A 23821-nucleotide genomic window follows, 5' to 3' on the forward strand; every position below is an offset into this window, starting at 1 on the left:
CTGCGTTCACATGCGTTCACGCAGCCTGCTCTAACCTTTGTTGAGAGCGGGATTCAGCGTTCTCGGTGATTCCACCTCAACGCATCCCGCTCTAACCGGGCTTGTTCAGTTCCTGCAGGAGGGCTTCCACCCTTTCCTCCGGCAGATCGCGGATGCGACGGGCCAACTGGTTCGCCAGCTCCGTCGCGCGCGGGCTCAGGCCCGAGGTGTCCACCACCACCCTCGGATGGGAGATGCGCGCGAGGCGGACCAGCTCCTCCGCCTCGTCCCAGATCAGCCCGAAGAACTCGTTCACCTGGTGCACCAGCCCGGCCGAGGGGCGGCCGCGCTTGCCGTGCTCCAGCGCGGAAAGATAGGCGGCCGAGACATGCACCGCCGCCGCCAATTCGCTGAGGGTGACGCCACGCTGTTCGCGCAGCGCGCGCAGGCGCAGGCCGAAGGGGGTCATGTTTTTGTGCCCTCAGGCGCCGGGCGCGCGCTCCGCGCGCTTGGCTTGCGCGCCACGCGCTGACGCTCCTGAACCAGCGGGCGGTCGAGGCGCGGCGGCCGCTGTGCGGCCGCATCCTCGGAGCACTGCTCGTTACCGGCAAAGTCGCGCTGGGCGCGCTGGGCCGGGCCGCGTCTGCGGCTCACCTGGCCCGCCGCAGCAGCAGATGCACCGCGCCCGCATTGGCCCGGTGCGGGTGGGCGGCGCCGAGGATCACGGCGCGCAGTTCGGGCGCGTTGAGCCAATGCGGCAATTCGCGGCGCAACACACCCCCCTCCGTGCTGCTGCCCTTGCCGGTGACGATGCACACCACCCGCGCGCCATCCATTTGCGCCGCGCGCAGGAAGGTGCGGACGGCGCCATGCGCGCGCTCGGCGGTCATGCCGTGCAGGTCGAGCTTGCGCTCGGGCCGCAGCGTGCCGCGGCGCAGGTCGCGCCAGCGCTTCGCGTCCAGACCGTCGGGCTGGATGCCGACATTCAGCTCGGGCGGGGGGCGGCGCGGCGGGGGCGGCGCGGGTGTGGCCGGGGCGCGTGGCGGCGGCGTGATGGTGACGCTGGGCGGGGCTGGGGGCGCTTCCGGTTCGGCCAGGGCCTTGCCGGGCAGGGGGGTGATGGTGCGCGCCACCGCCGCCCAGGCCGCGCGGTCCTCGGGCGAGAGCCCGCGGCGGCGCTTCGTGGCGCCGTTCACGGGGCGGGCAGGGCGGCGGGATCGTCATCCAGCAAGAGGATGTGCAGCCTTCTCGGCCCATGCGCCCCCAGTTCCAGCGTCTGCTCGATGTCCGCGCTGCGCGAGGGGCCGGTCACGAACATCACGTTGCGGGGCATGAACCCGCCGGTGCGGGCGTCCTGGTTCTCGGCCCGCAGCAGGTCCCAGGCCTCCTCATAGGCGCCGACGATCCGGCTGGCGCGGAGGAACACCATCTCGGTGTCGGGCAGCAGGTTCAGCGTGGTGGGGCGGTGTGGCGAGGAGGGCAGCATCAGCGTGCCCGTCTCCGCGATGCCGGCGAAGCCGTGCTGGAGGCTGACGGAATCCTGTGGGTCGCCGCGCCGCGCCTCAACCTGGAGCATGGGGCGCGAATCCCAGTCCAGCCCCTGCAATTCCGGGTGCGGCGCCATGGCGATGCGCTGGGGCAGGTTCTGCGCGGCCAGGTACTCCCCGATGGCGGCGGGCATTTCGGCGGCATCCGCCACGCGGCGGACGGTGCCGAACTCCTTCTCGACGTTGCGGATGAACAGCGCCACCTGCTCGGGCCGCGCCACACGGGAGCGCGCGGGGATCAGGTGGCGCGGATGGGTGGCAAGCCGCCCGCCCAGCATGGCCTGCTGGTCGGCGGGCAGGGGGCCGCGGCGCAGGCCGCGCCGGATGGCGGTGAGGATGGCGTCCTTGCTCATCGGTTCCGCATCCGCTTCGCATATTGCGCCATGAAGGTGCCGCCCTGGGGCACGGGCAAATCCCGCCCCGCCGTCCAGCCGCCGGCCAGCGGCAGTGACTTGAACGCGCCCTTGTGGCGGCCCAGCAGCCCCATCAACCCCACCCCGATCCGCGAGGCCAGCCGATAGGCCCCCGGCCGTTGCGCGAACCAGGCCCAGAGGCCGAGCCCGCTGCGGACCCCCTGTGGCGAGAGGTGCCGTTCGAACTCGCGCTCGCGCCAGTGGCGCATCATCTTGGGCAGCGGGATCTTCACCGGGCAGACGCTCTCGCACTTGCCGCAGAAGGTGCTGGCATTGGGCAGGTGCCCGGCCTTCTCCACGCCGATCAGCGAGGGCGTCAGCACCGACCCCATGGGCCCCGGATAGACCCAGCCATAGGCATGCCCGCCCACCGCGCCATAGACCGGGCAGTGGTTCATGCAGGCGGCGCAGCGGATGCAGCGCAACATCTCCTGGAATTCGGTGCCGACCATGGCGGAACGGCCATTGTCCACCAGCACCACATGGTATTCGCCCGGCCCGTCGATCTCCGCCTCGCGCCGGGCGCCCGTGCTGAAGGTGGTGTAGACGGAGAAATCCTGCCCGGTGGCGGAGCGCGCCAGCAGGCGCAGCAGGCTCACGCAATCCTCCAGCGTGGGCACCACCTTCTCGATGCTGGCCAGCGCGATATGGACGCGGGGCAGCGTCTGCGTCAGGTCGCCATTGCCCTCATTGGTGACGATGACGGAACTGCCCGTCTCGGCCACCAGGAAGTTGGCGCCGGTGATGCCGACATCGGCGGCCAGGAATTTCTGCCGCAGGCGGGTGCGCGCCTCGGTCAGGATGTCGCGGCGTTCGTGGAAGACGCGGTCGGGGTCGAGGTCGGTGTGGGCGCGGCGGAAATCCGCCTCCCAATCCTCGCGGTTCAGGTGGAAGGCGGGGGCGATGATGTGCGAGGGCGTCTCGCGCCGCAGCTGGATGATGTATTCACCGAGGTCCGTCTCGACGGGGTCTATCCCGTGCTTCTCCAGGTGGTCGTTGATCCCGAGCTCCTCGGAGATCATGGACTTGCCCTTGGTGACCGTCTTCGCCCCCGCCTTGCGGCAGATTTCCAGCACGGCGGCGCGGGCCTCCTCGGCCGTGCTGCACCAGTGCACATGGCCACCCGCGCGCTCCACATTGGCGGCGAAGGTTTCCAGGTAGAAATCGAGGTTGGCCAGGGTGTGGTTCTTGATGTCGCGGCCGACGTCCCGCAGCGCCTCGAACTCCGGCAGGCGGGAGACGGCCTCGGCCCGGCGTTGCAGGAAGGCGCCCTTGGCTTTGCCGAGCGCCTTCTGCAGCCCGGCATCCTTCAGCGCGTGGGCGGCGTTGTCCTTGAAGGCGGGGGAGGTGGTGAGCACGGGCTGCGGTCCTGGCTGGCTGCCCCCATAGTATAGGGCGGGGCCGGGCATGGTCGAGGTCCACCCCTTTCGCACCCCCTCGCCCCGGGCCTATCCTGCGCCCAGCCCGATCATCCAGGACCCGCGCCCATGAACGAACTCTCCGTCCCGCGCCCGAACAACCTCGACGCGTTCTGGATGCCCTATTCGGACAACAAGTATTTCAAGGGCACGCCGCGGCTCCTCGCGCGCGCCGAGGGCATGAACTACTACACGCCCGAGGGCCGGGAAGTGCTGGACGGCACGGCGGGCCTGTGGTGCTGCAATGCCGGCCATGGGCGACGCGAGATCGTGGAGGCCATCCAGAAGCAGGCCGCCATCCTGGACTTCGCGCCCACCTTCCAGCTCGGCCACCCCATCGCCTTCGAGGCGGCGGCGCGCGTGGCCGACCTGACGCCGGACGGGCTGGACCACGTCTTCTTCACCAATTCCGGCAGCGAGAGCGCCGACACCGCGCTCAAGATCGCGCTGGCCTACCAGCGGGCGCGCGGCCAGGCGCAGCGGGTCCGCCTGGTGGGGCGGGAGCGCGGCTATCACGGCGTGGGCTTCGGCGGCATGTCGGTGGGCGGCATCGGCCCCAACCGCAAGCAGTTCGGCGCCATGCTTCCTTATGTGGACCACTTGCCGCACACCCACCTGCCGGCGCAGAACGCCTTCAGCCGCGGGCAGCCCGAGCATGGGGCAAACCTCGCCGACCACCTGGAGTCGCTGGTCGCCCTGCATGGCGACACCATCGCGGCGGTCATGGTCGAGCCGGTGGCGGGCTCGACCGGCGTGCTGGTGCCGCCCAAGGGGTATTTGGAGCGACTGCGGGCGCTCTGCGACAAGCACGGCATCCTGCTGATCTATGACGAGGTCATCACGGGCTTCGGCCGCATCGGCACGCATTTCGGCGCCGAGCGCCTGGGTGTTGCCCCCGACATCATGACCATGGCCAAGGGCCTGACCAACGCCGCCGTGCCCATGGGCGCGGTCGCGGTGCGCAACGAGATCTACCAGACCATCGTGGACGGCACCCAGGCGGGCATCGAGTTCTTCCACGGCTACACCTATTCGGGCCACCCGCTGGCCGCCGCCGCCGCCATCGCCGCCATTGACATCCATGTGCGCGAGGACCTGCCCGGCCGGGTGCGCGCCATCGAGGGCTATTGGGAGGACGCCGCCCACGCCATGCGCTCGGCCCCCAACGTCATTGACGTGCGGAACCACGGCCTGATCGCGGGCATCGAGCTGGCTCCACGCGAGGGCGCGCCCGGGGATCGCGCCATGCGCGTCTTCCGCCGCTGCTTCGACGAGGGCGTGCTGATCCGCGTGACGGGCGACATCGTGGCGCTCAGCCCGCCGCTGATCATCGAGAAGCCGCATGTGGACCGTATCTTCGGCACGCTGCAGGACGCGATCCACAAGGAAGCCGCCTGAGGCGGCTGTTCATGGCGGGCCCTACTGGTGGGGCTCGCCATGATGATGGCCATGGGCCTTGCGCGCCGCCTCCTTGCGGATGCGCTGCTGCTGCGCGGCGTCGCTGAAGGCCGCGGCCAGGATGCCGGTCGGAATGGCGATCAGGCCGATGCCCAGCACCGCGATGAAGCCCGCGCAGACCCGTCCGAACCAGGTGATGGGCGCCACATCGCCATAGCCCACCGTGGTCAGCGTCGCGATGGCCCACCACATGGACCGCGGGATGGAGCCGAAGGCCTCGGGCTGGGCGTCGCCCTCCACCACGTAGAGCAGCGTGGCCGAGAGCACGAGCAGCCCCCCCGCCACACAGACCCCCAGCACCAGCTCATGGCGGCGTGAGGCCAGGGCCTCCTGAAGGAAGGCGAAGGCGCCGGAGAATTGGCCCAGCCGCGCGAAGCGCAGGATGCGCAGCATGCGCGCGAAGCGCAGCAGGAAGGCCTGCGGGCCCAGATCCTCCAGCAGCAGCGGGCTCAGCGCCAACAGGTCCAGGATGCCGGCGGGCGAGACGATGAAGCGCAGCCGTGCCCGCCAGGCGGGGCCATCGGGGTCGGCCTCCGGCGCCACCCAGATCCGCGTCAGGTACTCCGCGAGGAAGATGCCGCCGAGCAGCAATTCCAGTGTGCGGAAAATCCCCTCATTGCCCGCGTAGATCGTGATTTCGCTCTCGAGCGTGGCCACGCCCACCGAGAACAGGATGAGAAGCCCGATCATCTTGTTCGCGGGCGACATCCCCTCGGCCGGCCATTGCCGCGGGCTGAGCTGCACGAACAGGCGGCGGCGGAGCGAGGGGCGGTCGGGTGCCAAGGCAAGCCTTCCAGCGAGGGCGGTTCAGGGGTGTGGCCCTGTCTCTACGCCTCCGGGGACGGGTAGTCACCCTTGATGGCTTTCCCATATGCCCAGACGATGCTAAATAATCGGACAATCCATCAGGTCATGCGTGGCTGATTTCGTATGAATCCGCCCCGCGAGGCCCAAGGCCGGCCAGTTTTCGAATCGGAATGACGGTCAACCTGCCGTCGAGAAATTCGCCTCTGATTCGATGCATCTGTTGTTGTTGGTCGTGCGTTGGGCTTTGGAAGCGTGGTGTTTCGTCCAGATCATATGCGGTTGATTTTTTTCCGCGAGTGATACTGAGCGTAGCCGCCATGCTGCCCGATCCTGGTTCCCCGACCCAAGGGAGCCGCCGCCATGCCGGGCCCTCCGGCGTGGCGAAACCGCGCGAATGGAGGTCCGGATGGCGGAACACCGCCCGAGCAAGCCAAAGACGGCCCAACCGAAAGCCCGCACCGCGGGCCAGGCGCCCGCCCGTGCCACGGGACAGGCCGCCACACGGGCCAAGGCGACACCCAGGCCAGGTCCGTCTGAAACCATCACCGCGCCGACGGCATTTCCGGCCCAGCCCGCGCCTCGGCTCTATCTGCTGCATCCGTTGCTGGTGGGCGCCCTGCCGGCCTGGGATGCGGCGCTGGAGCGTGCCGCGTCGCTCGGGTTCAACGGCGTGCTGATCCCGCCGCCCGTGGCCCCCGGTGGGGCGGGGCACCTTTACCAGATGGGCGACCCCGATGTGGCGCATCCCGTGCTGGACGCCTCGGGCGACAGCGCCGCGGCGCTGAAGCAGCTTGCCGAGAAGGCGCGGGCGCGCGGGCTCGATCTCTACATGGACCTGGTGCTGGACCGCGTGGCGGCCGATGGGCGCCTGGCCCACGACCATGCCAGCTGGTTCGAGGCCCCCGCCGCCGATGCCCTGCCGGACCCCCGCCTGCCGCCGCCCGACCGCGCCATCGCCCTGGCCCGCTGGAGCGACGCGGAGGCCTCGGAGGCGCTGGGCGCCTGGTGGGAAGAACGTCTGCGCCGCTTCGTCGAGGCGGGCCTGGTCGGTTTCCGCTGTGAGGCGCCGGCTGCCGTGCCGGCCGGGGTCTGGCGCCGGTTGATGGCCGTCGTTCCGCAGGCGCGTTTCCTGGCCTGGACGCCCGGCCTGCCGGCCGAGGCCGTGCCCGGCCTTGCGGGCCTCGGCTTCGTCGGCGCCTTCAACAGCCTGGCCTGGTGGGATCTGCGCGACGGCTGGCTGGCGGAGGAGGCGCAGCGCCTCGCCCCCCTCGGCCCGACGCTGGCAACGGTTGAGGCGCCCTTCGGCCCGCGCCTCGCGGCGCAGGAGGCCGACCCCGGCCTCGCGCGGATGGCCGCGCTGCGCCATCTGCGCCTCGCAGCCGGCATGGGGGCGGGGTTGCTCGTGCCCATGGGCTTTGAATTCGGCGCGCGCCGCCCGCTGGATGCCGCGCGCGACCGTCCTGGCGATTGGGAATGGCTGCGCCGCAACGCCGGCTTCGACCTGGAAGACGAGCTGCGCGCCACCAATGCCACCCTCCAGGACCAGGCGTTGGCCGCGGGCGAGTTGCGGCCGCTGACCGGCCCCGGCGCCCCGGTGGCCGCGCTGCTGCGCGCCCATGGTCCTGATGCGCGAGGGGCGGAGGGCGCCACCCTTACCCTCGCCAACACTGACCTGCACCAGGCGGCCAGCGTGAGCGCGGCCGCGCTGTTGCCCGGCACGGGCGGCGTCTTCACCCGCTTCACCCCCTGCTGCCCGGAGGAGGGCGCGCCCTTGCTGCCGGGCGGCGAGGTCACGCTGCGCGGCGGCGAGACCCGCATCTATCGCGCCGAGGCATCCGCGCCCATCCGTGGCGCGGCCCTGCCCGCCGCCACCGAGGCGCCGCGCCTGGGCATCGAGGCCATCACCCCCAGCGTCGAGGAAGGCCGCTTCGCGGTGAAGCGCATCGTGGGCGAGGTGGTCGAGGTCACTTGCGACATCATCTGCGATGGGCATGACAAGCTGGGCGCCGCCCTGCTCTGGCGCGCGGTGGATGAGGAGGCGTGGCGCGAGGTGCGCCTCACGCCGCTGGGCAATGACGCCTGGACCGCGCGCTTCCCGCTGGAGCGCATGGGCCGCTACGTCTTCGTGATCGAGGCCTGGCGCGACGCCTTCGCGAGCTTCCACGACGAGCTGCAGAAGAAGCACGCCGCCGGTGTCGCCATCGGCGTGGAGCTGGAAGAGGGCCGCCGCCTGGTCGAGGCCGCGGGCCAAGGCGCCGGCGACGAGGTGGCGGCGCTGGCCGCGCGCATCACCGCGGCGGGCGACGCGGAGAAGCTCGCCCTGTTGCTGGCGCCCGACACGGCGCGTCTGATGGCGGCCGCCGATGACCGCCCCTTCAAGCTGCGCTCGCCCGAGATGCCGGTGGAGGCCGAACGCACGGGTGCCGGCTTCGCGAGCTGGTATGAGGTCTTCCCGCGCAGCCAGTCGGGCAGCGAGACACGGCACGGCACCTTCGACGACGTGATCCGCCAATTGCCGCGCATCCGCGGCATGGGCTTCGACGTGCTGTACTTCCCGCCCATCCACCCGATCGGCACCAAGAACCGCAAGGGGCGCAACAACAGCCTGACGCCGGGGCCGGATGATCCGGGCAGCCCCTATGCCATTGGCTCCGAGGCGGGTGGGCATGACGCGCTGCATCCGGAACTCGGGACGCTCGATGACTTTTTGCGGCTGGTGCACGCGGCGCGGGAGCACAACCTGGAACTGGCGCTGGACTTCGCCATCCAGTGCAGCCCCGATCACCCCTGGCTGCGCGACCACAAGGACTGGTTCGAGTGGCGGCCCGATGGCTCCATCCGCTACGCCGAGAACCCGCCCAAGAAATACGAGGACATCGTCAACGTCGATTTCTACGCGAAGGGTGCGAAGCCCGCGCTGTGGAACGCGCTGCGCGACGTGGTGCGGTTCTGGTGCGTGCAGGGCGTCAGGCTCTTCCGCGTGGACAACCCGCACACCAAGCCCTTCCCCTTCTGGGAATGGATGATCGCGGATATCCGCGCGGAGTTCCCCGATGCGGTGTTCCTCTCCGAGGCCTTTACGCGGCCCAAGGTGATGTATCGCCTCGCCAAGGTCGGCTACAGCCAGAGCTACACCTACTTCACCTGGCGCAACGACAAGGCGGGGCTGACGGAGTACCTCACGGAGCTGACGACGACAGCGCCGAAGGACTTCTTCCGCCCGCACTTCTTCGTGAACACACCGGACATCAACCCGAAATTCCTGCAGCGATCGGGGCGGCCGGGCTTCCTGATCCGGGCCGCGCTGGCGACCACCCTCTCGGGGCTGTGGGGCCTTTACCAGGGCTTCGAGTATTGCGAGGCGCGGGCCATGCCGGGCAAGGAGGAGTATCTCGACAGTGAGAAATACCAGCTCCGCGTCTGGCCCGACCGCGCGCCGGGCGACATCATCGACGAGGTGACGCGGCTGAACGCCATCCGCCGCGGCAACCCGGCGCTGCAGAGCCATCTGGGCCTCGCCTTCCACCACGCCTTCAACGACCAGGTGCTGTGGTTCCGCAAGCAGAGCGCGGACCGCACGAACGTGCTTCTCATCGCCGTCAGCCTCGACCCGCATGCGGTGCAGCAGGCCTCGGTGGAGGTGCCGCTCTGGGAATGGGGCCTGCCCGACCACGCGGCGCTGGAGGTGGAAGACCTCATGCGCGGACACAGCTTCACATGGAGCGGAAAAGTGCAGCAGATCACGCTTGATCCTCATGAATTGCCCTTCGGAATCTGGCGCGTGCGCCCGGCGGGGGGCGTCTGAGCCATGGCGCAGGACCCGTACTGGTACCGCGACGCGGTCATCTACCAGCTCCACGTCAAGAGCTTCTTCGACGGCAATGACGACGGCATCGGCGACTTCGCCGGGCTGATGCAGAAGCTGGACTACATCTCGGAACTGGGCGTGGACACGCTGTGGCTGCTGCCCTTCTACCCGAGCCCGCTGCGCGACGATGGCTATGACATCGCCGACTACCGCGGCGTGAACCCGAGCTATGGCAATCTCCGCGACGCGAAGCGCTTCGTGCGCGAGGCGCATGCGCGCGGCCTGCGCGTCATCACGGAGCTGGTCATCAACCACACCAGCGACCAGCACCCCTGGTTCCAGAAGGCACGCGAATCCAAGCCCGGCTCGCCCGCGCGGGACTTCTACGTGTGGTCCGACACGGACGAGAAATATGACGGCACGCGCGTCATCTTCTGCGACACCGAGAAGTCCAACTGGACCTGGGACGACAAGGCGAAGGCCTATTTCTGGCACCGCTTCTACAGCCACCAGCCCGACCTGAACTTCGACAACCCGCGCGTGATGACCGAGGTGCTGGGGGCCATGAAGTTCTGGCTCGACATCGGCGTGGATGGGTTGCGCCTCGACGCCGTGCCCTACCTGGTGGAGCGCGAGGGCACCAACAACGAGAACCTGGAAGAAACCCACGCCATCCTGAAGCGCATCCGCGCCAGGCTGGACCAGGACTTCCCGGACAAGATGCTGCTGGCCGAGGCGAACCAGTGGCCCGAGGACACGCAGATCTATTTCGGCGAGGGCGACGAATGCCACATGGCGTTCCACTTCCCGCTGATGCCGCGCATGTACATGTCCATCGCCCAGGAAGACCGCTTCCCCATCACGGACATCCTGCGCCAGACGCCCGACATCCCCGAGGGCTGCCAATGGGCCATCTTCCTGCGGAACCATGACGAGCTGACGCTCGAGATGGTGACCGACAAGGAGCGCGACTACCTTTGGAGCACCTATGCCGCGGACAACCGCGCGCGCATCAACCTCGGCATCCGCCGGCGGCTCGCCCCCCTGCTGCAGCGCGACCGCCGGCGTATCGAGCTGATGAACGGGCTGCTGCTCTCCATGCCCGGCACGCCCGTGATCTACTATGGCGACGAGATCGGCATGGGGGACAACATCTTCCTGCGCGATCGTGACGGCGTGCGCACGCCCATGCAGTGGTCGCCCGACCGGAATGGCGGGTTCAGCCGCGCCGACCCCGCGGCACTCGTCCTGCCGCCCCTGCAGGACCCGATGTACGGCTTCCAGGCCGTGAATGTGGAGATGCAGGCGCGCGACCCGCATTCGCTGCTGAACTGGATGCGGCGCATGCTGGCTGTCCGCAAGCGCAGCCAGGCCTTCGGGCGCGGCGGCATGCGGCTGCTCTATCCGGCGAACCGCAAGGTGCTGGCCTATGTGCGCGAGCATGAGGAGGACACGATCCTCTGCGTGTTCAACCTTTCGCGCTCGGCCCAGGCGGTGGAACTGGACCTCTCGGCCCTGGCCGGCCGCGTGCCGGTGGAGATGCTGGGCGGCACGAGCTTCCCGCCCGTCGGCCAGCTTCCCTACCTGCTGACGTTGCCGCCCTATGGCTTCTACTGGTTCGTGCTGGCGGCGGACCAGGCACTGCCGGCCTGGCACACGCCCTCGCCCGAGCCCCTGCCGGACCTGCGCACGCTGGTGCTGCGCGCCAATGTGAAGGAGATGCTGGGCGCCACCACGAGGGCGGAGCTGGAGCAGCAGGTGCTGCCCGAATACCTGCCGAAGCGGCGCTGGTTCGCGTCGAAGGGAGAGAAGCTCGGCGCGCTGCGCCTCGACGCCATCGCGACGCTGCCGGAAACCCAGGGCGCCGTGGTGATGGCCGAGGTGGAGGTGAACCTTCCCGGCCGCACCGAGCGCTACGCCCTGCCATTGGCCGGCGTGGAGGACATGGAGGGCAGCGGGCCGCTTTCCTCGCAGCTGGCGCTGGCCCGGCTGCGGCAGGGGCGGCGCGTGGGCTACCTCACCGACGCCTTCGCCGATGACCGCATGCCGGCCGCCGTGCTGTCCGCCCTGCGCGCGGGACAGCGGCTGAACAGCGATGCGGGGGAAATCCGCTTCAACGCCACCTCGCGCCTCACCGACATCGTGATGCCCGAGGGGGCGGAGGTGCGGCGGCTTTCCGCGGAGCAGTCCAATTCCTCGCTGATTTATGGCGAGCAGGTGGTGCTGAAGATCATCCGCCGCATCAACCCGGGCATCCACCCGGAGGCGGAGATGACGCGCCACCTCACCGAGGCGGGCTTCGCCAACATCGCGCCCCTGCTGGGCGAGGTGGTGCGCGTCGCCCCCGACGGCACGCCGCACACGCTGATGCTGGTGCAGGGCTTCGTCCGCAACCAGGGCGATGGCTGGGGCTGGACGCTCGATTGGCTGGGCCGCGCCATTGACGACGCGGCGCTGCATGACGAGACGCCGGAGGATGTCTTCGCGGGCTATCAGGGCTTCGCCGCCCTGCTGGGCCGCCGCCTGGGCGAGCTGCACGCCACCCTGGCCTCCGCCAGCCGCGACGAGGCCTTCGCGCCTGAGACCGCCACCGAGGCCGACCGTGCCACATGGGCGAAGGGCGTGCTGGAACAGCTGGACCCCGCGCTGGACCTGCTGGCCCGCGCCGAGCTGGACGAGGCGGATGCCGAACGCGCCCGCTTCGTGATCGGGAAGCGCAAGGCCCTGCACGCGGCGGCAAAGCGCCTCGCGCAATCGGCCGAGGGCGCGCTCAAGACGCGCGTGCATGGCGACTTCCACCTGGGCCAGGTGCTGGTGGCCCAGGGCGATGCCGTGATCGTGGACTTCGAGGGCGAGCCCGCGCGCACGCTGGAGGAACGCCGCGCCAAGGGCAGCCCGCTGCGGGACGTGGCGGGGCTGCTGCGCAGCCTCGACTACGCGGCGCATGTGGGCGAGGGGAACGACACCGTGGCCGCGGCCCCGGCCGACCGCCGCGCCGCCCTCTTCGCGCGCTGGAAGCAGGAGACCGCGACGGTCTTCCTCGACGCCTACCGCGAGGTGCATGCCGCGGCACCTGAGCCCTGGGTGCCGGCGGGGGCGGAGGCCGCGCTGCTCGACCTCTTCCTGCTGGAGAAGGCCGCCTACGAAATACGTTACGAAGCCGCCAACCGCCCCACCTGGATCGGCGTTCCCCTGCGCGGCCTCGTGGAGCTCGCCGAAAGGATGACGTCATGATCGCAGGATTGGAGGAGCTGGTTACCGGCCATCACGGAGACCCCTTCGCCATCCTGGGCCGCCAGGGCGGGGAGGTTCGCACCTTCCAACCCGGCGCGCGCGCCGTGACGCTGCTGGCGCGCGAAGGCGGGCAGGAAATGGGCCGGCTGGAACCCGTCCACCCTGGCGGCTTGTTTGCCGGCCCGGCGCGGGAGGCCCCCTACCGGCTGCGGATCGAATGGCCCGGTTCCGTGCAGGAAACTGAGGATCCCTATGATTTCGGCCTGCTGCTGGGGCCGCTCGACCTGCACCTGCTGGCGGAAGGGCGGCATTTCGAGATGGGCCGCGTCTTCGGCGCGCAGCCCATGGAGATCGAGGGCATCGCCGGCGTGCGCTTCGCTGTCTGGGCGCCCAATGCGCGGCGCGTCTCGGTGGTGGGCGACTTCAATGGCTGGGATGGCCGCCGCCACCCCATGCGGCTGCGGCGCGAGGCGGGGGTGTGGGAGCTGTTCGTCCCGCGCCTCGCCCCCGGCGCGCCCTATGCCTACGAGATGCTGGCGGCGGATGGCTCCGTGCTGCCCCTGAAGGCCGACCCGGTGGCGCTGTCCACCGAGGCGCCGCCCGCCACCGCCTCGCGCGTGCCGGAAGCGGCGCCCTTCCACTGGACGGACGAAGGCTGGATGGCGGGCCGCGAGGCGCGCCAGGCGCTGGATGCGCCCATGTCCATCTATGAGGTCCATCCCGGCTCCTGGTGGCGCGATGCGAATGGCGATGCGCCTGACTGGGACCGTCTGGCCGATCGCCTCATTCCCTACGCGCAGGGGCTGGGCTTCACGCATCTGGAATTCCTGCCCATCACGGAGCACCCTTTCGGGGGCTCCTGGGGCTACCAGCCCCTGTCGCTGTTCGCGCCCAGCGCGCGCTTCGGCGATGCGGCGGGCTTCGCGCGCTTCGTGGACCGCGCCCATGCGGCCGGGCTGGGCATACTGCTCGACTGGGTGCCGGCGCATTTCCCGACCGACCCGCACGGGCTGTACCGCTTCGACGGCAGCCCCCTCTACGAGCACGCCGACGCGCGCGAGGGTTTCCACCGCGACTGGAACACTGCCATCTACAATTTCGGGCGGAATGAGGTGCGGGCCTTCCTGATCTCCTCCGCGCTGCACTGGCTGGAACGCTTCCATGTGGACGGGCTGCGCGTGGATGCGGTGGCCTCCATGCTCTACCGCGACTATTCGCGGCCCCAGGGCGAGTGGGTGCCGAACCGCCATGGCGGGCGCGAGAATTTGGAGGCCGTGTCCTTCCTGCGCGAACTGAACACTGTGGTGCGCGAACGCTGCCCCGGCGCCGTGATGATCGCGGAGGAAAGCACCGCCTGGCCCGGCGTGACCAAGCCCGTGGAAGAAGGCGGCCTGGGCTTCCACTACAAGTGGAACATGGGCTGGATGAACGACACGCTCGGCTACATGCACCAGGAGCCGATCCATCGTCGCCATCACCACGGCGCCATGACCTTCGGCCTTGTCTATGCCTGGAGCGAGCACTTCATCCTGCCCATCAGCCATGATGAGGTGGTGCACGGGAAGGGCTCGCTGCTGGGCAAGATGCCGGGCGACGCATGGCAGAAGCTGGCTAACCTGCGCGCCTATCTGGGCTTCATGTGGATGCACCCGGGCCGCAAGCTGCTCTTCATGGGCAATGAGCTGGCGCAGCCCGCCGAATGGAACCACGACGCCGCGCTCGCCTGGCCGTTGCTCGACCAGCCGGCGCATCGCGGCGTGCAGCATCTGCTGCGGGACCTGAATGCCCTCTACCGCGCGCAGCCCGCCTTGCACCGGGCGGACGCCCGGCCCGAGGGCTTCCGCTGGATCACCGCCGACGATGCCGATCACAGCGTGCTGGCCTGGCTCAGGCTGGGCGCGGAAGGAGACGAACCCGTGCTGGTCGCCTGCAACATGACACCCGTGCCCCGGCACGGATACCGCCTCGGCGTGCCCGAGGGCGGCGAATGGGCTGAGCTGCTGAACTCAGATGCCGGCCTCTATGGCGGCGGGAACATGGGCAATGGCGGCGCCGTGCGGGCCGAGCCCGTCGCGGCGCATGGCTTCGCGCAGTCGGTGGCGCTCACGCTGCCGCCGCTGTCCACACTGGTCCTGGGGCGGCGCGCCTAGGATGGCCCCCCTTCCGGACCGGCTGCTGCCTGGCCGCGCGGACCCGCTCGGCGCCCATTGGGATGGGCTCGGCGTGAATTTCGCCGTGTTCTCGGCCCATGCCGAGCGCATCGAGCTCTGTCTCTTCGACCCGGCCGGCCGGCGCGAGATCGCGCGCCTGCCCCTCCCCGAATGCACCGACGAGGTGTGGCACGGCTATCTGCCCGAGGCGCGGCCGGGCATGCTCTACGGCTATCGCGCCCATGGGCCCTATGACCCGCGCCAAGGCCACCGCTTCAACCCGAACAAGCTGCTGCTTGACCCCTATGCGCGGCAGCTCTCGGGCGAAGTGCGCTGGTCCGACGCGCTGTTCGGCTACCGTCTGGGTGCAGGCCGCGGGGACCTCACCTTCGACCGGCGCGACAGCGCGCCCGCCATGCCCAAGGGCGTGGTGGTGGATGAGAGCTTCCACTGGGGCGACGACCGCTCGCCGGAAATCCCCTGGGACCGCACCATCATCTACGAGGCGCATGTCCGCGGCCTGACCAAGCTGCGCGAGGACGTGGCACCCCGCGAGCGCGGCACCTTCGCCGCACTCGCCGACCCGCGGATGATCGAACACCTGCAGCGCATCGGCGTGACGGCGGTGGAGCTGCTGCCCATCCACGCCTACCTCCAGGACCGCTTCCTGGTGGAGAAGGGCCTCAGGAACTACTGGGGCTATTCCACCCTCTCCTTCTTCGCGCCCGAGCCGCGCTACCTCGTCGAGCCCTGGATGCGGAACGAGCTGAAGGTGGCCGTGCGCCGCCTGCACGCCGCGGGCATCGAGGTGATCCTGGACGTCGTGTACAACCACACCTGCGAAGGCAGCGAACTCGGCCCCACGCTGTCCTGGCGCGGCCTGGACAACGCCTCCTACTACCGGCTGCTGCCCGACAACCCGCGCCACCTCATCAACGACACTGGCACGGGCAACACGGTGAACATCAGCCATCCGCGCGTGCTGCAGATGGTGATGGACAGCCTGCGCTACTGGGTGCAGCACTTCCACATCGACGGCTTCCGCTTCGACCTCGGCACCATCCTGGGGCGCGAGGCGCATGGCTTCGACCCCGGCAGCGGCTTCTTCGACACCATCCGCCAGGACCCCGTGCTGGCGCGCGTGAAGCTGATCTCGGAGCCCTGGGACATCGGGCCGGGCGGCTACCAGGTCGGCAACCACCCGCCCGGCTGGGCCGAGTGGAACGATCGCTACCGTGACGGCGTGCGACGCTTCTGGCGGGGCGACAGCGGCATGCGAAGCGACCTCGCGGCGCGGCTGACGGGTTCGGCCGAAATGTTCGACAAGCGCCGCCGCCGCCCCTGGGCCAGCGTCAACTTCCTGGCGAGCCATGACGGGTACACCCTCTATGACCTGACGGCCTATGAGCAGCGCCACAACGAGGCCAATGGCGAGGATGGCCGCGACGGCCATTCCGACAACCACAGCCGCAACTGGGGCCATGAGGGTGAGACGGAGGATGAGGGTATCCGCTCCACCCGCGCCCGCGTGGCGCGCGCCATGCTGACCACGCTGTTCGCCTCGGCCGGCACGCCCATGCTGCTGGGCGGCGACGAGATGGCGCGCACCCAGGGCGGCAACAACAACGCCTATTGCCAGGACAACGACATTTCCTGGTTCGACTGGAACCATGCGGAGACGGAGGAGGCGCAATCCCTTCAGCGCTTCACCGCGCGTCTCGCTGGCCTGCGCCAGCAGCTGCCGCCGCTGCGCCCGGCGGTCTATGAGCATGGCGCGGCGGAGCTGCGGCCCGGCCTTTCCGCCATCGGCTGGTTCGACCAGCACGGCCAGGGAATGACGCCCGAGGCCTGGGCCGAGCCGGAGGCGCGCACCCTGATCCTGCGCCGGGCGGTGGTGGCGCCGGAGGGACATGTGGATGTGGTGCTGCTTCTGCTGAACGCGGATTCTGACGGCCACCGCTTCACCCTGCCCGAGCCCGCGATGGACTGGACCATGATGCTGGACAGCGCCCATCCGGACCTCGCCGAACACCAGGCCGCCGGGCGTTCCGTGCTGGTGGCCGCGCATTCGGTGGTGCTGACGGCGACCCGGCTGCCGCCCGAATGAACACGCTCTGGGGCCCGGTGACACGGCCCGGTGGCGGCACGCGCTTCCGCCTCTGGGCGCCGGACAGCGACGCGGTGCTGCTGGAGGTGGAGGGCCGCGCCCCCATCCCCATGGCGGCGCAGGCACAGGGTTGGTTCACGCTGGACGCGCCGGTGGGCGAGGGCGCGCGCTACCGCTTTCGCGTGTCACCGGGGCTGGTGGTGCCGGACCCCGCTTCGCGCGCGCAGGTGGGCGGGGTGCATGGGGCCTCGGTGCTAGTGGACCTTGCCGCCTTTCTCTGGAAGCATGGCGCATGGCAGGGCCGCCCCTGGCATGAGGCCGTGATCTATGAGGTTCACGCCGGCACGATGGGCGGCTTCGACGGTGTGCGCGAAGCCCTGCCGCGGCTGAAGGCGCTGGGCGTCACCGCCATCGAACTCATGCCCGTGGCCGAGGCGCCAGGCGCGCGCGGCTGGGGCTATGACGGCGTGCTGCCCTTCGCACCCCATGCGGCGCTGGGTTCGCCCCAGGCCTTGCAGGCGCTGGTGGATGCGGCGCATGGCGAGGGGCTGATGGTGCTGCTCGACGTGGTGTTCAACCATTTCGGGCCGGACGGCGCCTACCTCCACGCCTATGCGAAGCGTTTCTTCGACGAGGGCGTCCACACCCCCTGGGGCGCCGCCATCAACTTCGCCGAGCCCGCGGTGCGCGCCTATTTCGAGGAATGCGCGCTGCATTGGCTGCGCGACTACCGCTTCGACGGGCTGCGCCTCGATGCCGTCCACGCCATCCCGGACCCCGACTGGTTGGACCATCTGGCGCGCCGCATCCGCGCGGAGCTGCCCGGCCGCCACATCCATCTGGTGCTGGAGAATGAGCGCAACGCCGCGCGCCACCTGGCGCCCGACGGCTCCTTCGACGCGCAGTGGAATGATGACGGCCACAACATCCTGCACCCGCTGCTGACCGGCGAGCGCGAGGGCTACTACGAGGATTTCGCGGAAGACGGTGCCACGAAGCTCGCCACCGTGCTGGGGCAGGGCTTCCTCTTCCAGGGGCAGCATTCGGCGCATCTGGACGCGCCGCGTGGCGAGCCGTCGGCCCACCTGCCGCCCACCGCCTTCGTGCTGTTCCTGCAGAACCACGACCAGGTGGGCAACCGCGCCTTCGGCGAACGTCTGCCTGCGCTGGCGGACCCCGAGGCGCTGGCGGCCGCGACGGCGCTGCTGCTGCTCTGCCCGCAGATCCCGCTGCTCTTCATGGGCGAGGAATGGGGGGCCACCGCCCCCTTCCTCTTCTTCACCGACCACAATGCGGAGCTGGCGCCGCTGGTGCGCGAAGGGCGGCGCCGCGAATTCGCGCACTTCGCCGCCTTCGCCGACGCCGCGACGCGCGCCCGCATCCCCGACCCGAACGATGCTACGACCTTCACCGCCTCCATCCCGGATGTGACGGAGGCCGCGCGCGAACCCCATGCGACGACACTGGCCCTCTACACGCATCTGCTCGCGCTTCGCCACGCGCGCATCATCTCGCATCTGCCCGGCGCGCGCGCGCTGGGCGCCGAGGCGGTGGGAGAGAAGGCCGTGCTGGCGCGCTGGCGCCTGTCCAACCAGGAGGAATTGACTCTGGCCTGCAATCTGGGAGAGGCGCCCGTCGCCTGCACGGCGCGCGGCGCGTTGCTGTTCGAAGGCCGCGAAGGCGCCGCCGCCGCGCTCGCCGCCGGCACGCTCCCCGCGCGCACCACCGTGGCGCTGCTCGGCCAATGACGCCGCGCGCCACCGCCCGGCTGCAATTCCATGCGGGCTTCACGCTGGATGACGCGGTGCCATTGGTGCCCTATCTCGCGCGGCTGGGCATCAGCCATCTCTATGCCTCGCCCATCCTAAAGGCGCGGCCAGGGTCCACCCATGGCTATGACATCGTGGATCACGGCGCCATCAACCCTGAACTGGGCGGCGAGGACGCGCTGCGCCGCCTCGTCACTGCGCTGAAGGCGGAAGGGCTGGGCCTCATCCTCGACATCGTGCCCAACCACATGGGCGTGGGCGGTGCCGACAATGCCTGGTGGCTGGACGTGCTGGAATGGGGCCGCCACAGCCCCTATGCCAGCTTCTTCGACATTGATTGGGAGCCGCCCGACCCCGCGCTGCGCCACAAGCTGCTGGCACCCTTCCTGGGCGCGCCCTATGGCGAGGCGCTGGCCTCGGGCGACCTGCGCCTGCATTTCGACGCGACGCTGGGCAAGTTCCACGCGCAGTATTTCGAGCATCGCTTTCCCATCGCGGCCCCGCACCACGCGGCGCTGCTGCAAGGGCAGGGGCCGGCCGTGGGCTTCGCCGCGCTGCGCCCGGCCAGCCGCGCCGCGGCGCAGGCCGCGCACCTCGCTTTGGCAGAGCACGCCGCCACGCCGGAGGGCGAGGCGCTCATCGCCATGGTGCTCGGCGCCCACGACCCCACGACCGAGGAAGGCCGCGCCGCCCTGCACGCGCTGCTGGAACGCCAGCACTACCGCCTGGCCTGGTGGCGCGCGGCGGCGGACGAGATCAACTGGCGGCGCTTCTTCGACATCACCTCGCTGGCCGGGCTGCGCGCCGAGGACCCCGCGGTCTTCGACGCCACGCATGAACTCGTGCTGCGCCTCTACGCCGAGGGCGCGATTGATGGGCTGCGCATTGACCATGTGGACGGGCTGGCCGATCCGCGCGCCTATTGCCGCAAGCTGCACCGCCGCATGCAGACGCTGCGGCCGGATCAGGAGCCGCTGATCTGGGTGGAGAAGATCCTCGCCCCCTTTGAGGCACTGCGCCCCGATTGGCAGGTGCAGGGCACCACCGGCTACGACTTCATGGACGAGGTGGGCGGCGTCCTGCACGACCCGGCGGGCGAGGAACCGCTCACCCGCATCTGGACCGAGCGCACCGGCCGCCCCGCGCATTTCGAGGAGGAGGCGCAGGAGGCCCGGCGCCAGATCCTGCGCGACAACCTGGCCTCGGAGCTGAACGCCACCGCGGCCGCGCTGAAGCGCGTGGCCAACCAGGAGCTCGCCACGCGCGACCATTCGCTGACGGCGCTGCGCCGCGCGCTGGCCGAGGTGCTGGTGCATTTCCCGCTCTATCGCCTCTACATCTCGAAGGGCGGGCGCAGCGAGGAGGACCGGCGTGTCCTCGACTGGGCGATCGCCGGCGCGCGGCGCACGCTGCGCCCCACGAGCCGACACCTTCTGCCGCTGCTCGATGACTGGCTGGGTGGCGAGCCCCCGCGCAGCCTGCCCCCCGCGCAGCGTCGCGAAAGGCTGGTGGCGGCGGTGCGGTTCCAGCAGCTCTCGGCGCCGGTCGCGGCCAAGAGCGTCGAGGACACGGCCTTCTACCGCTATGGCCGCATGCTCTCGCGCAATGAGGTGGGTTCCGAGCCGGGGCGTTTCTCGGTCTCGCCCGGCGCCTTCCACGGCACGGCGCGGATGCGAGCGAAGCGTTTCCCGGCGGCGATGCTCGCCACCGCCACGCATGACCACAAGCGCGGCGAGGATGTGCGCGCGCGGCTGGCCGTGCTGTCCGAAATTCCCGGTGAATGGGAAGCGGTGGTGGACCGCTGGACGCGGCTCAACGCGCCGCTGCGCCGCGAATTGCCCGATGGTCCCGCGCCGGGGATGAGCGCCCAGCTCATGCTCTACCAGATGATGGTGGGCGCCTGGCCGCTCGATCTCTCGCCTGCCGATGACGCGGGTGTGGCTGCCTTCGCCACCCGCCTGGCCGAATGGCAGCGCAAGGCGCAGCGCGAGGCCAAGCGCCGCACCGAATGGGCCGTGGAAAACGCGGATTATGAAGCCGCCTGCCAGGACTTCCTGCACGCGGCGCTGGCCGCCGACCGCGCCAGCCGTTGGCGCGAGGAGGTGGCGGGGTTTGCGGCTCGCCTTGCTCCGGCCGGCGCTGTGAACGGGCTGGCCCAGGCGCTGCTGCGCTGCACGGCGCCGGGCATTCCTGATCTCTACCAGGGCACGGAGTTCTGGGATTTCTCCCTGGTGGACCCCGACAACCGCCGCCCGGTGGATTTCGCCGCGCGCATGGCGGCGCTGGAGCAGGCCGTGCCGCCGGCCCAGCTGCTGGGTCATTGGCGCGATGGCAGGGTGAAGCAGGCCATCATCGCCCGCGCCCTGGAGCTGCGCCGCGCGCGGCCGGAGGTCTTCGCGGCGGGCGACCACCTGCCGCTCCAGGCCGAAGGTCCCGCGGCGCAGCACGCCTTGGCCTTCGCGCGGCCGCACCGCGAAGGCAAGGTGCTGGCCATCACGACACGGTTGCCGGCGGCGCTGCTCGGCGCGGCCGAGGCGCCGCTGGTGCCGGGGGCGGCCTGGGCGGAGACGCATCTCGTCCTGCCCGCGCGCCTGGCCGGCGCCAGCTGGCGCGACGTGTTGACGGGCCAGACGCTGCGTGCCCGTGGCGGGCGGCTGCGGCTGGACGAGGCGCTGTCTCAGCTTCCCTTGGCGCTGCTGGAAATGGCCTGAGCCAGCGCCGCATGGGCGCGCGCGCTGGCGCGGCCCAGGCCGATCAGGGCGGGCAATTCCCAGGGGCGCCGCGCGAGCCCTGCCAGCACGGGGCCCAGCGCGGGGCGGCCGTCGGGCGTCAGCGCTCGGTGGGCGGCGCGGGGCAGGGCGTCCTCCGGCCCATCGGCCACGGCGCGCAGCACGGCGAAGGGCAGGCCGCGCGTGGTGGCGAAGCGCGCCACCGCGCCGCTTTCCATGTCCACGGCGTGCGCGCCTGTCGCCGCGTGCAGGGCGCGCTTGGCCTGGACATCGGCGAGCAACGTCTCGCTGGCGGCGAGCGGCACCACACGCGCCCCCGTGCCTGTGGCCCCCGTGCCTTTGGCCAGCGCCGCCGTCCAGGTGGCATCGGGGGCGAAGGTCTGGCCCGCGTGCAGCGTGCCGGCCAGCAGCACCTCGCCGGTGCGGGCCTCGGGCGCCAGACCACCCGCGATGCCAAAGGACAGCACGCAGGTCACATCGGCGGGCAGGGCTTCCAGCATTTCGGCCAGCCGTGCCGCATCGCCGCCCGAGACCAGCACGCGCGTGCCGGCCGGCAGCAGCGCGGCCTCGCTGGCCAGCCCCACCGCCACCACCGCACCTTCCGGGATCAGCAAGGCGGCGCGTAGTCCTTCCAGGGGGCGGCGCGCTCATAGCCATGGGCAGCGCGCAGCAGCAGCGCATCGGCATGGGCGGGCGCGGCCAGTTGCAGCGAGAGCGGCAGGCCCTTTGCCGACAACCCACTCATCAGCGTGATGGCGGGTTGGCCGGTCACGTTGAAGGGCGTGCGGGCCTGGCGGGGATAGGTGCGCTCCACCTCCGGCTCGTCGTCGATGAGGGCGGCTTCCTCCATGCTGCTCGCGGTCAGCAGCAGATCCACCTGGCCGAAGACCTCGTTCACCCGGGCCAGAAGCTGGGTCCGGCGGCGGGCGGCGTGCATGTAGTCCACCGCCGGCAGGAACATGCCCGGCAGCAGGCGGCGGCGCGTGACGGCCGCATAGTCCTGCGGGCGGGTCTTGAGCCATTCCTCGTGCACCACGCTGCTCTCGGCGGCCAGGATGGTGCGGTTCACGGCGGCGAATTCGTCGAGGCTGGGCAGGGTCACGTCGGTGACCATGGCGCCCTCCGCTTCCAGCAGGCGCGCGGCCTCGTCGAGTGCCGCCGCCATCTCGGCCGAGGCCGGCTGGTCCTTCTCGTGGAAGTGCCGGACATAGCCGATCCGCAACCCGCGCACGCCCTGGGTCAGGCCGCGGGTGTAGTCCTGCCCGCCATCGGCCATCACGTTCAGCATCAGCGCGGCGTCGCGCACCGTGCGCGTCAGCGGCCCCACATGGTCCAGCGAGAAGGCCAGCGGAAACACGCCCGCGCGCGGCACCAGCTCATAGGTGGGCTTGAGGCCCACGATGCCGCAATGGCTGGCCGGGTGCCGAACCGAGCCACCCGTGTCCGTGCCCAGCGCCGCCGGCAGCATGCGCGCCGCCACCGCGGCACCGGAGCCGGAGGAGGAGCCGCCCGGATGGTGCGCCGTGTTCCACGGGTTGCGGGCGGGCGGGAAGGGCAGGTCGAAGGCCGGGCCGCCGATGGCGAATTCATGCGTGGCGAGCTTGCCCGGAAACACCGCGCCCGTGGCGCGCAGCCGCGCCACGACCGCCGCATCAGCATCGGCCATGTGGTCCAGGCGCTGCTTGGAATGGCAGGTGGTGGGGTGGCCCTTGAGGTCAATGATGTCCTTCAGCCCCACCGGGATGCCATGCAGGGGCGAGCGTGGGCCGTGCCGGGTGATCTCGGCCTCGGCCTCGCGCGCGGCCGCCTCGGCTTCGGCGACGTTCATGCGGATGAAGGCGTCGAGTCGCGGCTGCACGGCGGCGATGCGCGCGAGGCAATCCTCCAGCAGTTCCACCGGCGAGAGCTTGCGCGCGGCGATGAGGGCGGCGGCCTCCGCCAGCGTCAACTGGTGCGGGGTCATGCGCGGGGTGCCACGAAGGCGGGCGTGGGTTCCAGCGCGGGGTCGCCGCTGCGGGGCAATTGCCCGCGCTGGCGGGCCAGCTGCGCCAGTGCCGCCCGCACATCGGCCGGGTAGCGCGCGGCGGCGTCCTCCAGCCCCGCGGCCTTCACGAGGGCGGCGATCTCTTCATCGGTCATGGTGGGCACCCCTGCTGTCCGCGCGCAGCTTGGGCCGGGCGGGAGGGGTGGAAAAGGGGGGAAAAGCAGGGGGCGGCCGCATTCGGGGGGGAGAGTTGGCGCGACCGCCCCCTGAAGTTGGGCTCCCTGGCGGCGAGGCGCCGCCCCGGGAGGTCCGGGAGAGACGGGAGTGTTCGGGGGGAGAACACATCCCATGCCGCAATGTGGGGAGGCCGAGTTACGGAAGTGTTGCCGGCACCGCACGAATTGTCGCGGGCGGCGGC

At 70.6% G+C, this 23821-nt stretch carries 15 protein-coding genes; 7 read left to right on the forward strand and 8 right to left on the reverse strand.

What is annotated here, in order from left to right; translation table 11 throughout:
- Window positions 1-91: 91 nt before the first annotated feature.
- The 4 genes from GGQ83_RS19405 to GGQ83_RS19420 form a co-directional block, all read right to left on the reverse strand.
- Window positions 92-448, reverse strand: a complete 357-nt coding sequence (locus GGQ83_RS19405; RefSeq protein WP_184386655.1) for a helix-turn-helix domain-containing protein — start codon at window positions 446-448, stop codon at window positions 92-94.
- 181 nt (window positions 449-629) lie between these two features.
- On the reverse strand, window positions 630-1175 hold the full coding sequence (locus GGQ83_RS20355) for a Smr/MutS family protein (protein ID WP_184386656.1): 546 nt from the start codon (window positions 1173-1175) through the stop codon (window positions 630-632).
- Window positions 1172-1879, reverse strand: a complete 708-nt coding sequence (locus GGQ83_RS19415; protein ID WP_184386657.1) for a LutC/YkgG family protein — start codon at window positions 1877-1879, stop codon at window positions 1172-1174. The genes GGQ83_RS20355 and GGQ83_RS19415 overlap by 4 nt, the downstream gene beginning before the upstream one ends.
- On the reverse strand, window positions 1876-3297 hold the full coding sequence (locus GGQ83_RS19420; RefSeq protein ID WP_184386658.1) for a LutB/LldF family L-lactate oxidation iron-sulfur protein: 1422 nt from the start codon (window positions 3295-3297) through the stop codon (window positions 1876-1878). Before GGQ83_RS19420 ends, GGQ83_RS19415 begins: the two co-directional genes overlap by 4 nt.
- 129 nt (window positions 3298-3426) lie before the next feature.
- On the opposite strand from GGQ83_RS19420, the gene GGQ83_RS19425 reads away from it, so the two are divergent.
- The gene (locus GGQ83_RS19425; RefSeq protein WP_184386659.1) at window positions 3427-4755 is read left to right on the forward strand and encodes an aspartate aminotransferase family protein; all 1329 of its coding nucleotides are present in this window, start codon (window positions 3427-3429) and stop codon (window positions 4753-4755) included.
- Window positions 4756-4776: 21 nt separating this feature from the next.
- On the opposite strand, the gene GGQ83_RS19430 is transcribed toward GGQ83_RS19425, so the two are convergent.
- Entirely contained in the window at window positions 4777-5598 is an 822-nt protein-coding gene (locus GGQ83_RS19430; protein ID WP_207017802.1) for a potassium channel family protein, read from the reverse strand.
- Window positions 5599-6229: 631 nt separating this feature from the next.
- Here GGQ83_RS19430 and GGQ83_RS19435 point away from each other — a divergent pair.
- Genes GGQ83_RS19435 through treY form a run of 6 tightly spaced genes read left to right on the forward strand, consistent with a single transcriptional unit; the run spans window position 6230 to window position 21401 of the window.
- Window positions 6230-9427 (forward strand): maltotransferase domain-containing protein, encoded by a 3198-nt coding sequence (locus tag GGQ83_RS19435; RefSeq protein ID WP_311728799.1) that lies wholly within the window; start codon window positions 6230-6232, stop codon window positions 9425-9427.
- Between the two features lie 3 nt (window positions 9428-9430).
- Window positions 9431-12664 (forward strand): maltose alpha-D-glucosyltransferase, encoded by a 3234-nt coding sequence (treS, locus tag GGQ83_RS19440; RefSeq protein ID WP_184386661.1) that lies wholly within the window; start codon window positions 9431-9433, stop codon window positions 12662-12664.
- Complete coding sequence (gene glgB, locus GGQ83_RS19445; RefSeq protein ID WP_184386662.1) at window positions 12661-14814, forward strand: 1,4-alpha-glucan branching protein GlgB; 2154 nt, start codon at window positions 12661-12663, stop codon at window positions 14812-14814. The genes treS and glgB overlap by 4 nt, the downstream gene beginning before the upstream one ends.
- Window position 14815: 1 nt before the next feature.
- Entirely contained in the window at window positions 14816-16921 is a 2106-nt protein-coding gene (gene glgX / locus GGQ83_RS19450; RefSeq protein WP_184386663.1) for a glycogen debranching protein GlgX, read from the forward strand.
- Window positions 16918-18669 (forward strand): malto-oligosyltrehalose trehalohydrolase, encoded by a 1752-nt coding sequence (gene treZ, locus GGQ83_RS19455; RefSeq protein WP_184386664.1) that lies wholly within the window; start codon window positions 16918-16920, stop codon window positions 18667-18669. Before glgX ends, treZ begins: the two co-directional genes overlap by 4 nt.
- Complete coding sequence (gene treY / locus GGQ83_RS19460; RefSeq protein ID WP_184386665.1) at window positions 18666-21401, forward strand: malto-oligosyltrehalose synthase; 2736 nt, start codon at window positions 18666-18668, stop codon at window positions 21399-21401. The genes treZ and treY overlap by 4 nt, the downstream gene beginning before the upstream one ends.
- Here treY and GGQ83_RS19465 read toward each other — a convergent pair.
- Genes GGQ83_RS19465 through GGQ83_RS19475 form a run of 3 tightly spaced genes read right to left on the reverse strand, consistent with a single transcriptional unit; the run spans window position 21368 to window position 23558 of the window.
- Entirely contained in the window at window positions 21368-22033 is a 666-nt protein-coding gene (locus GGQ83_RS19465; RefSeq protein ID WP_184386666.1) for a phosphorylase family protein, read from the reverse strand. The two genes, treY and GGQ83_RS19465, sit on opposite strands and share 34 nt — an antisense overlap.
- A complete protein-coding gene (locus tag GGQ83_RS19470; RefSeq protein ID WP_184386667.1) occupies window positions 22027-23382 on the reverse strand; it encodes an amidase in 1356 nt (451 codons plus the stop codon). Before GGQ83_RS19470 ends, GGQ83_RS19465 begins: the two co-directional genes overlap by 7 nt.
- A complete protein-coding gene (locus tag GGQ83_RS19475; protein ID WP_184386668.1) occupies window positions 23379-23558 on the reverse strand; it encodes a hypothetical protein in 180 nt (59 codons plus the stop codon). The genes GGQ83_RS19470 and GGQ83_RS19475 overlap by 4 nt, the downstream gene beginning before the upstream one ends.
- Between the last annotated feature and the right edge of the window lie 263 nt (window positions 23559-23821).

It is taken from the genome of Roseococcus suduntuyensis (assembly GCF_014196305.1).
Lineage (GTDB): Bacteria > Pseudomonadota > Alphaproteobacteria > Acetobacterales > Acetobacteraceae > Roseococcus > Roseococcus suduntuyensis.

Coding starts and splice junctions, on each gene's coding strand:
- treS (WP_184386661.1), top strand. CDS start 9,431: ATGGCGCAGGACCCGTACTGGTACCGCGACGCGGTCATCTACCAGCTC.
- glgX (WP_184386663.1), top strand. CDS start 14,816: ATGGCCCCCCTTCCGGACCGGCTGCTGCCTGGCCGCGCGGACCCGCTC.
- GGQ83_RS19415 (WP_184386657.1), bottom strand. CDS start 1,879: ATGAGCAAGGACGCCATCCTCACCGCCATCCGGCGCGGCCTGCGCCGC.
- GGQ83_RS19475 (WP_184386668.1), bottom strand. CDS start 23,558: ATGACCGATGAAGAGATCGCCGCCCTCGTGAAGGCCGCGGGGCTGGAG.
- GGQ83_RS19405 (WP_184386655.1), bottom strand. CDS start 448: ATGACCCCCTTCGGCCTGCGCCTGCGCGCGCTGCGCGAACAGCGTGGC.
- treY (WP_184386665.1), top strand. CDS start 18,666: ATGACGCCGCGCGCCACCGCCCGGCTGCAATTCCATGCGGGCTTCACG.
- GGQ83_RS19470 (WP_184386667.1), bottom strand. CDS start 23,382: ATGACCCCGCACCAGTTGACGCTGGCGGAGGCCGCCGCCCTCATCGCC.
- treZ (WP_184386664.1), top strand. CDS start 16,918: ATGAACACGCTCTGGGGCCCGGTGACACGGCCCGGTGGCGGCACGCGC.
- GGQ83_RS19425 (WP_184386659.1), top strand. CDS start 3,427: ATGAACGAACTCTCCGTCCCGCGCCCGAACAACCTCGACGCGTTCTGG.
- glgB (WP_184386662.1), top strand. CDS start 12,661: ATGATCGCAGGATTGGAGGAGCTGGTTACCGGCCATCACGGAGACCCC.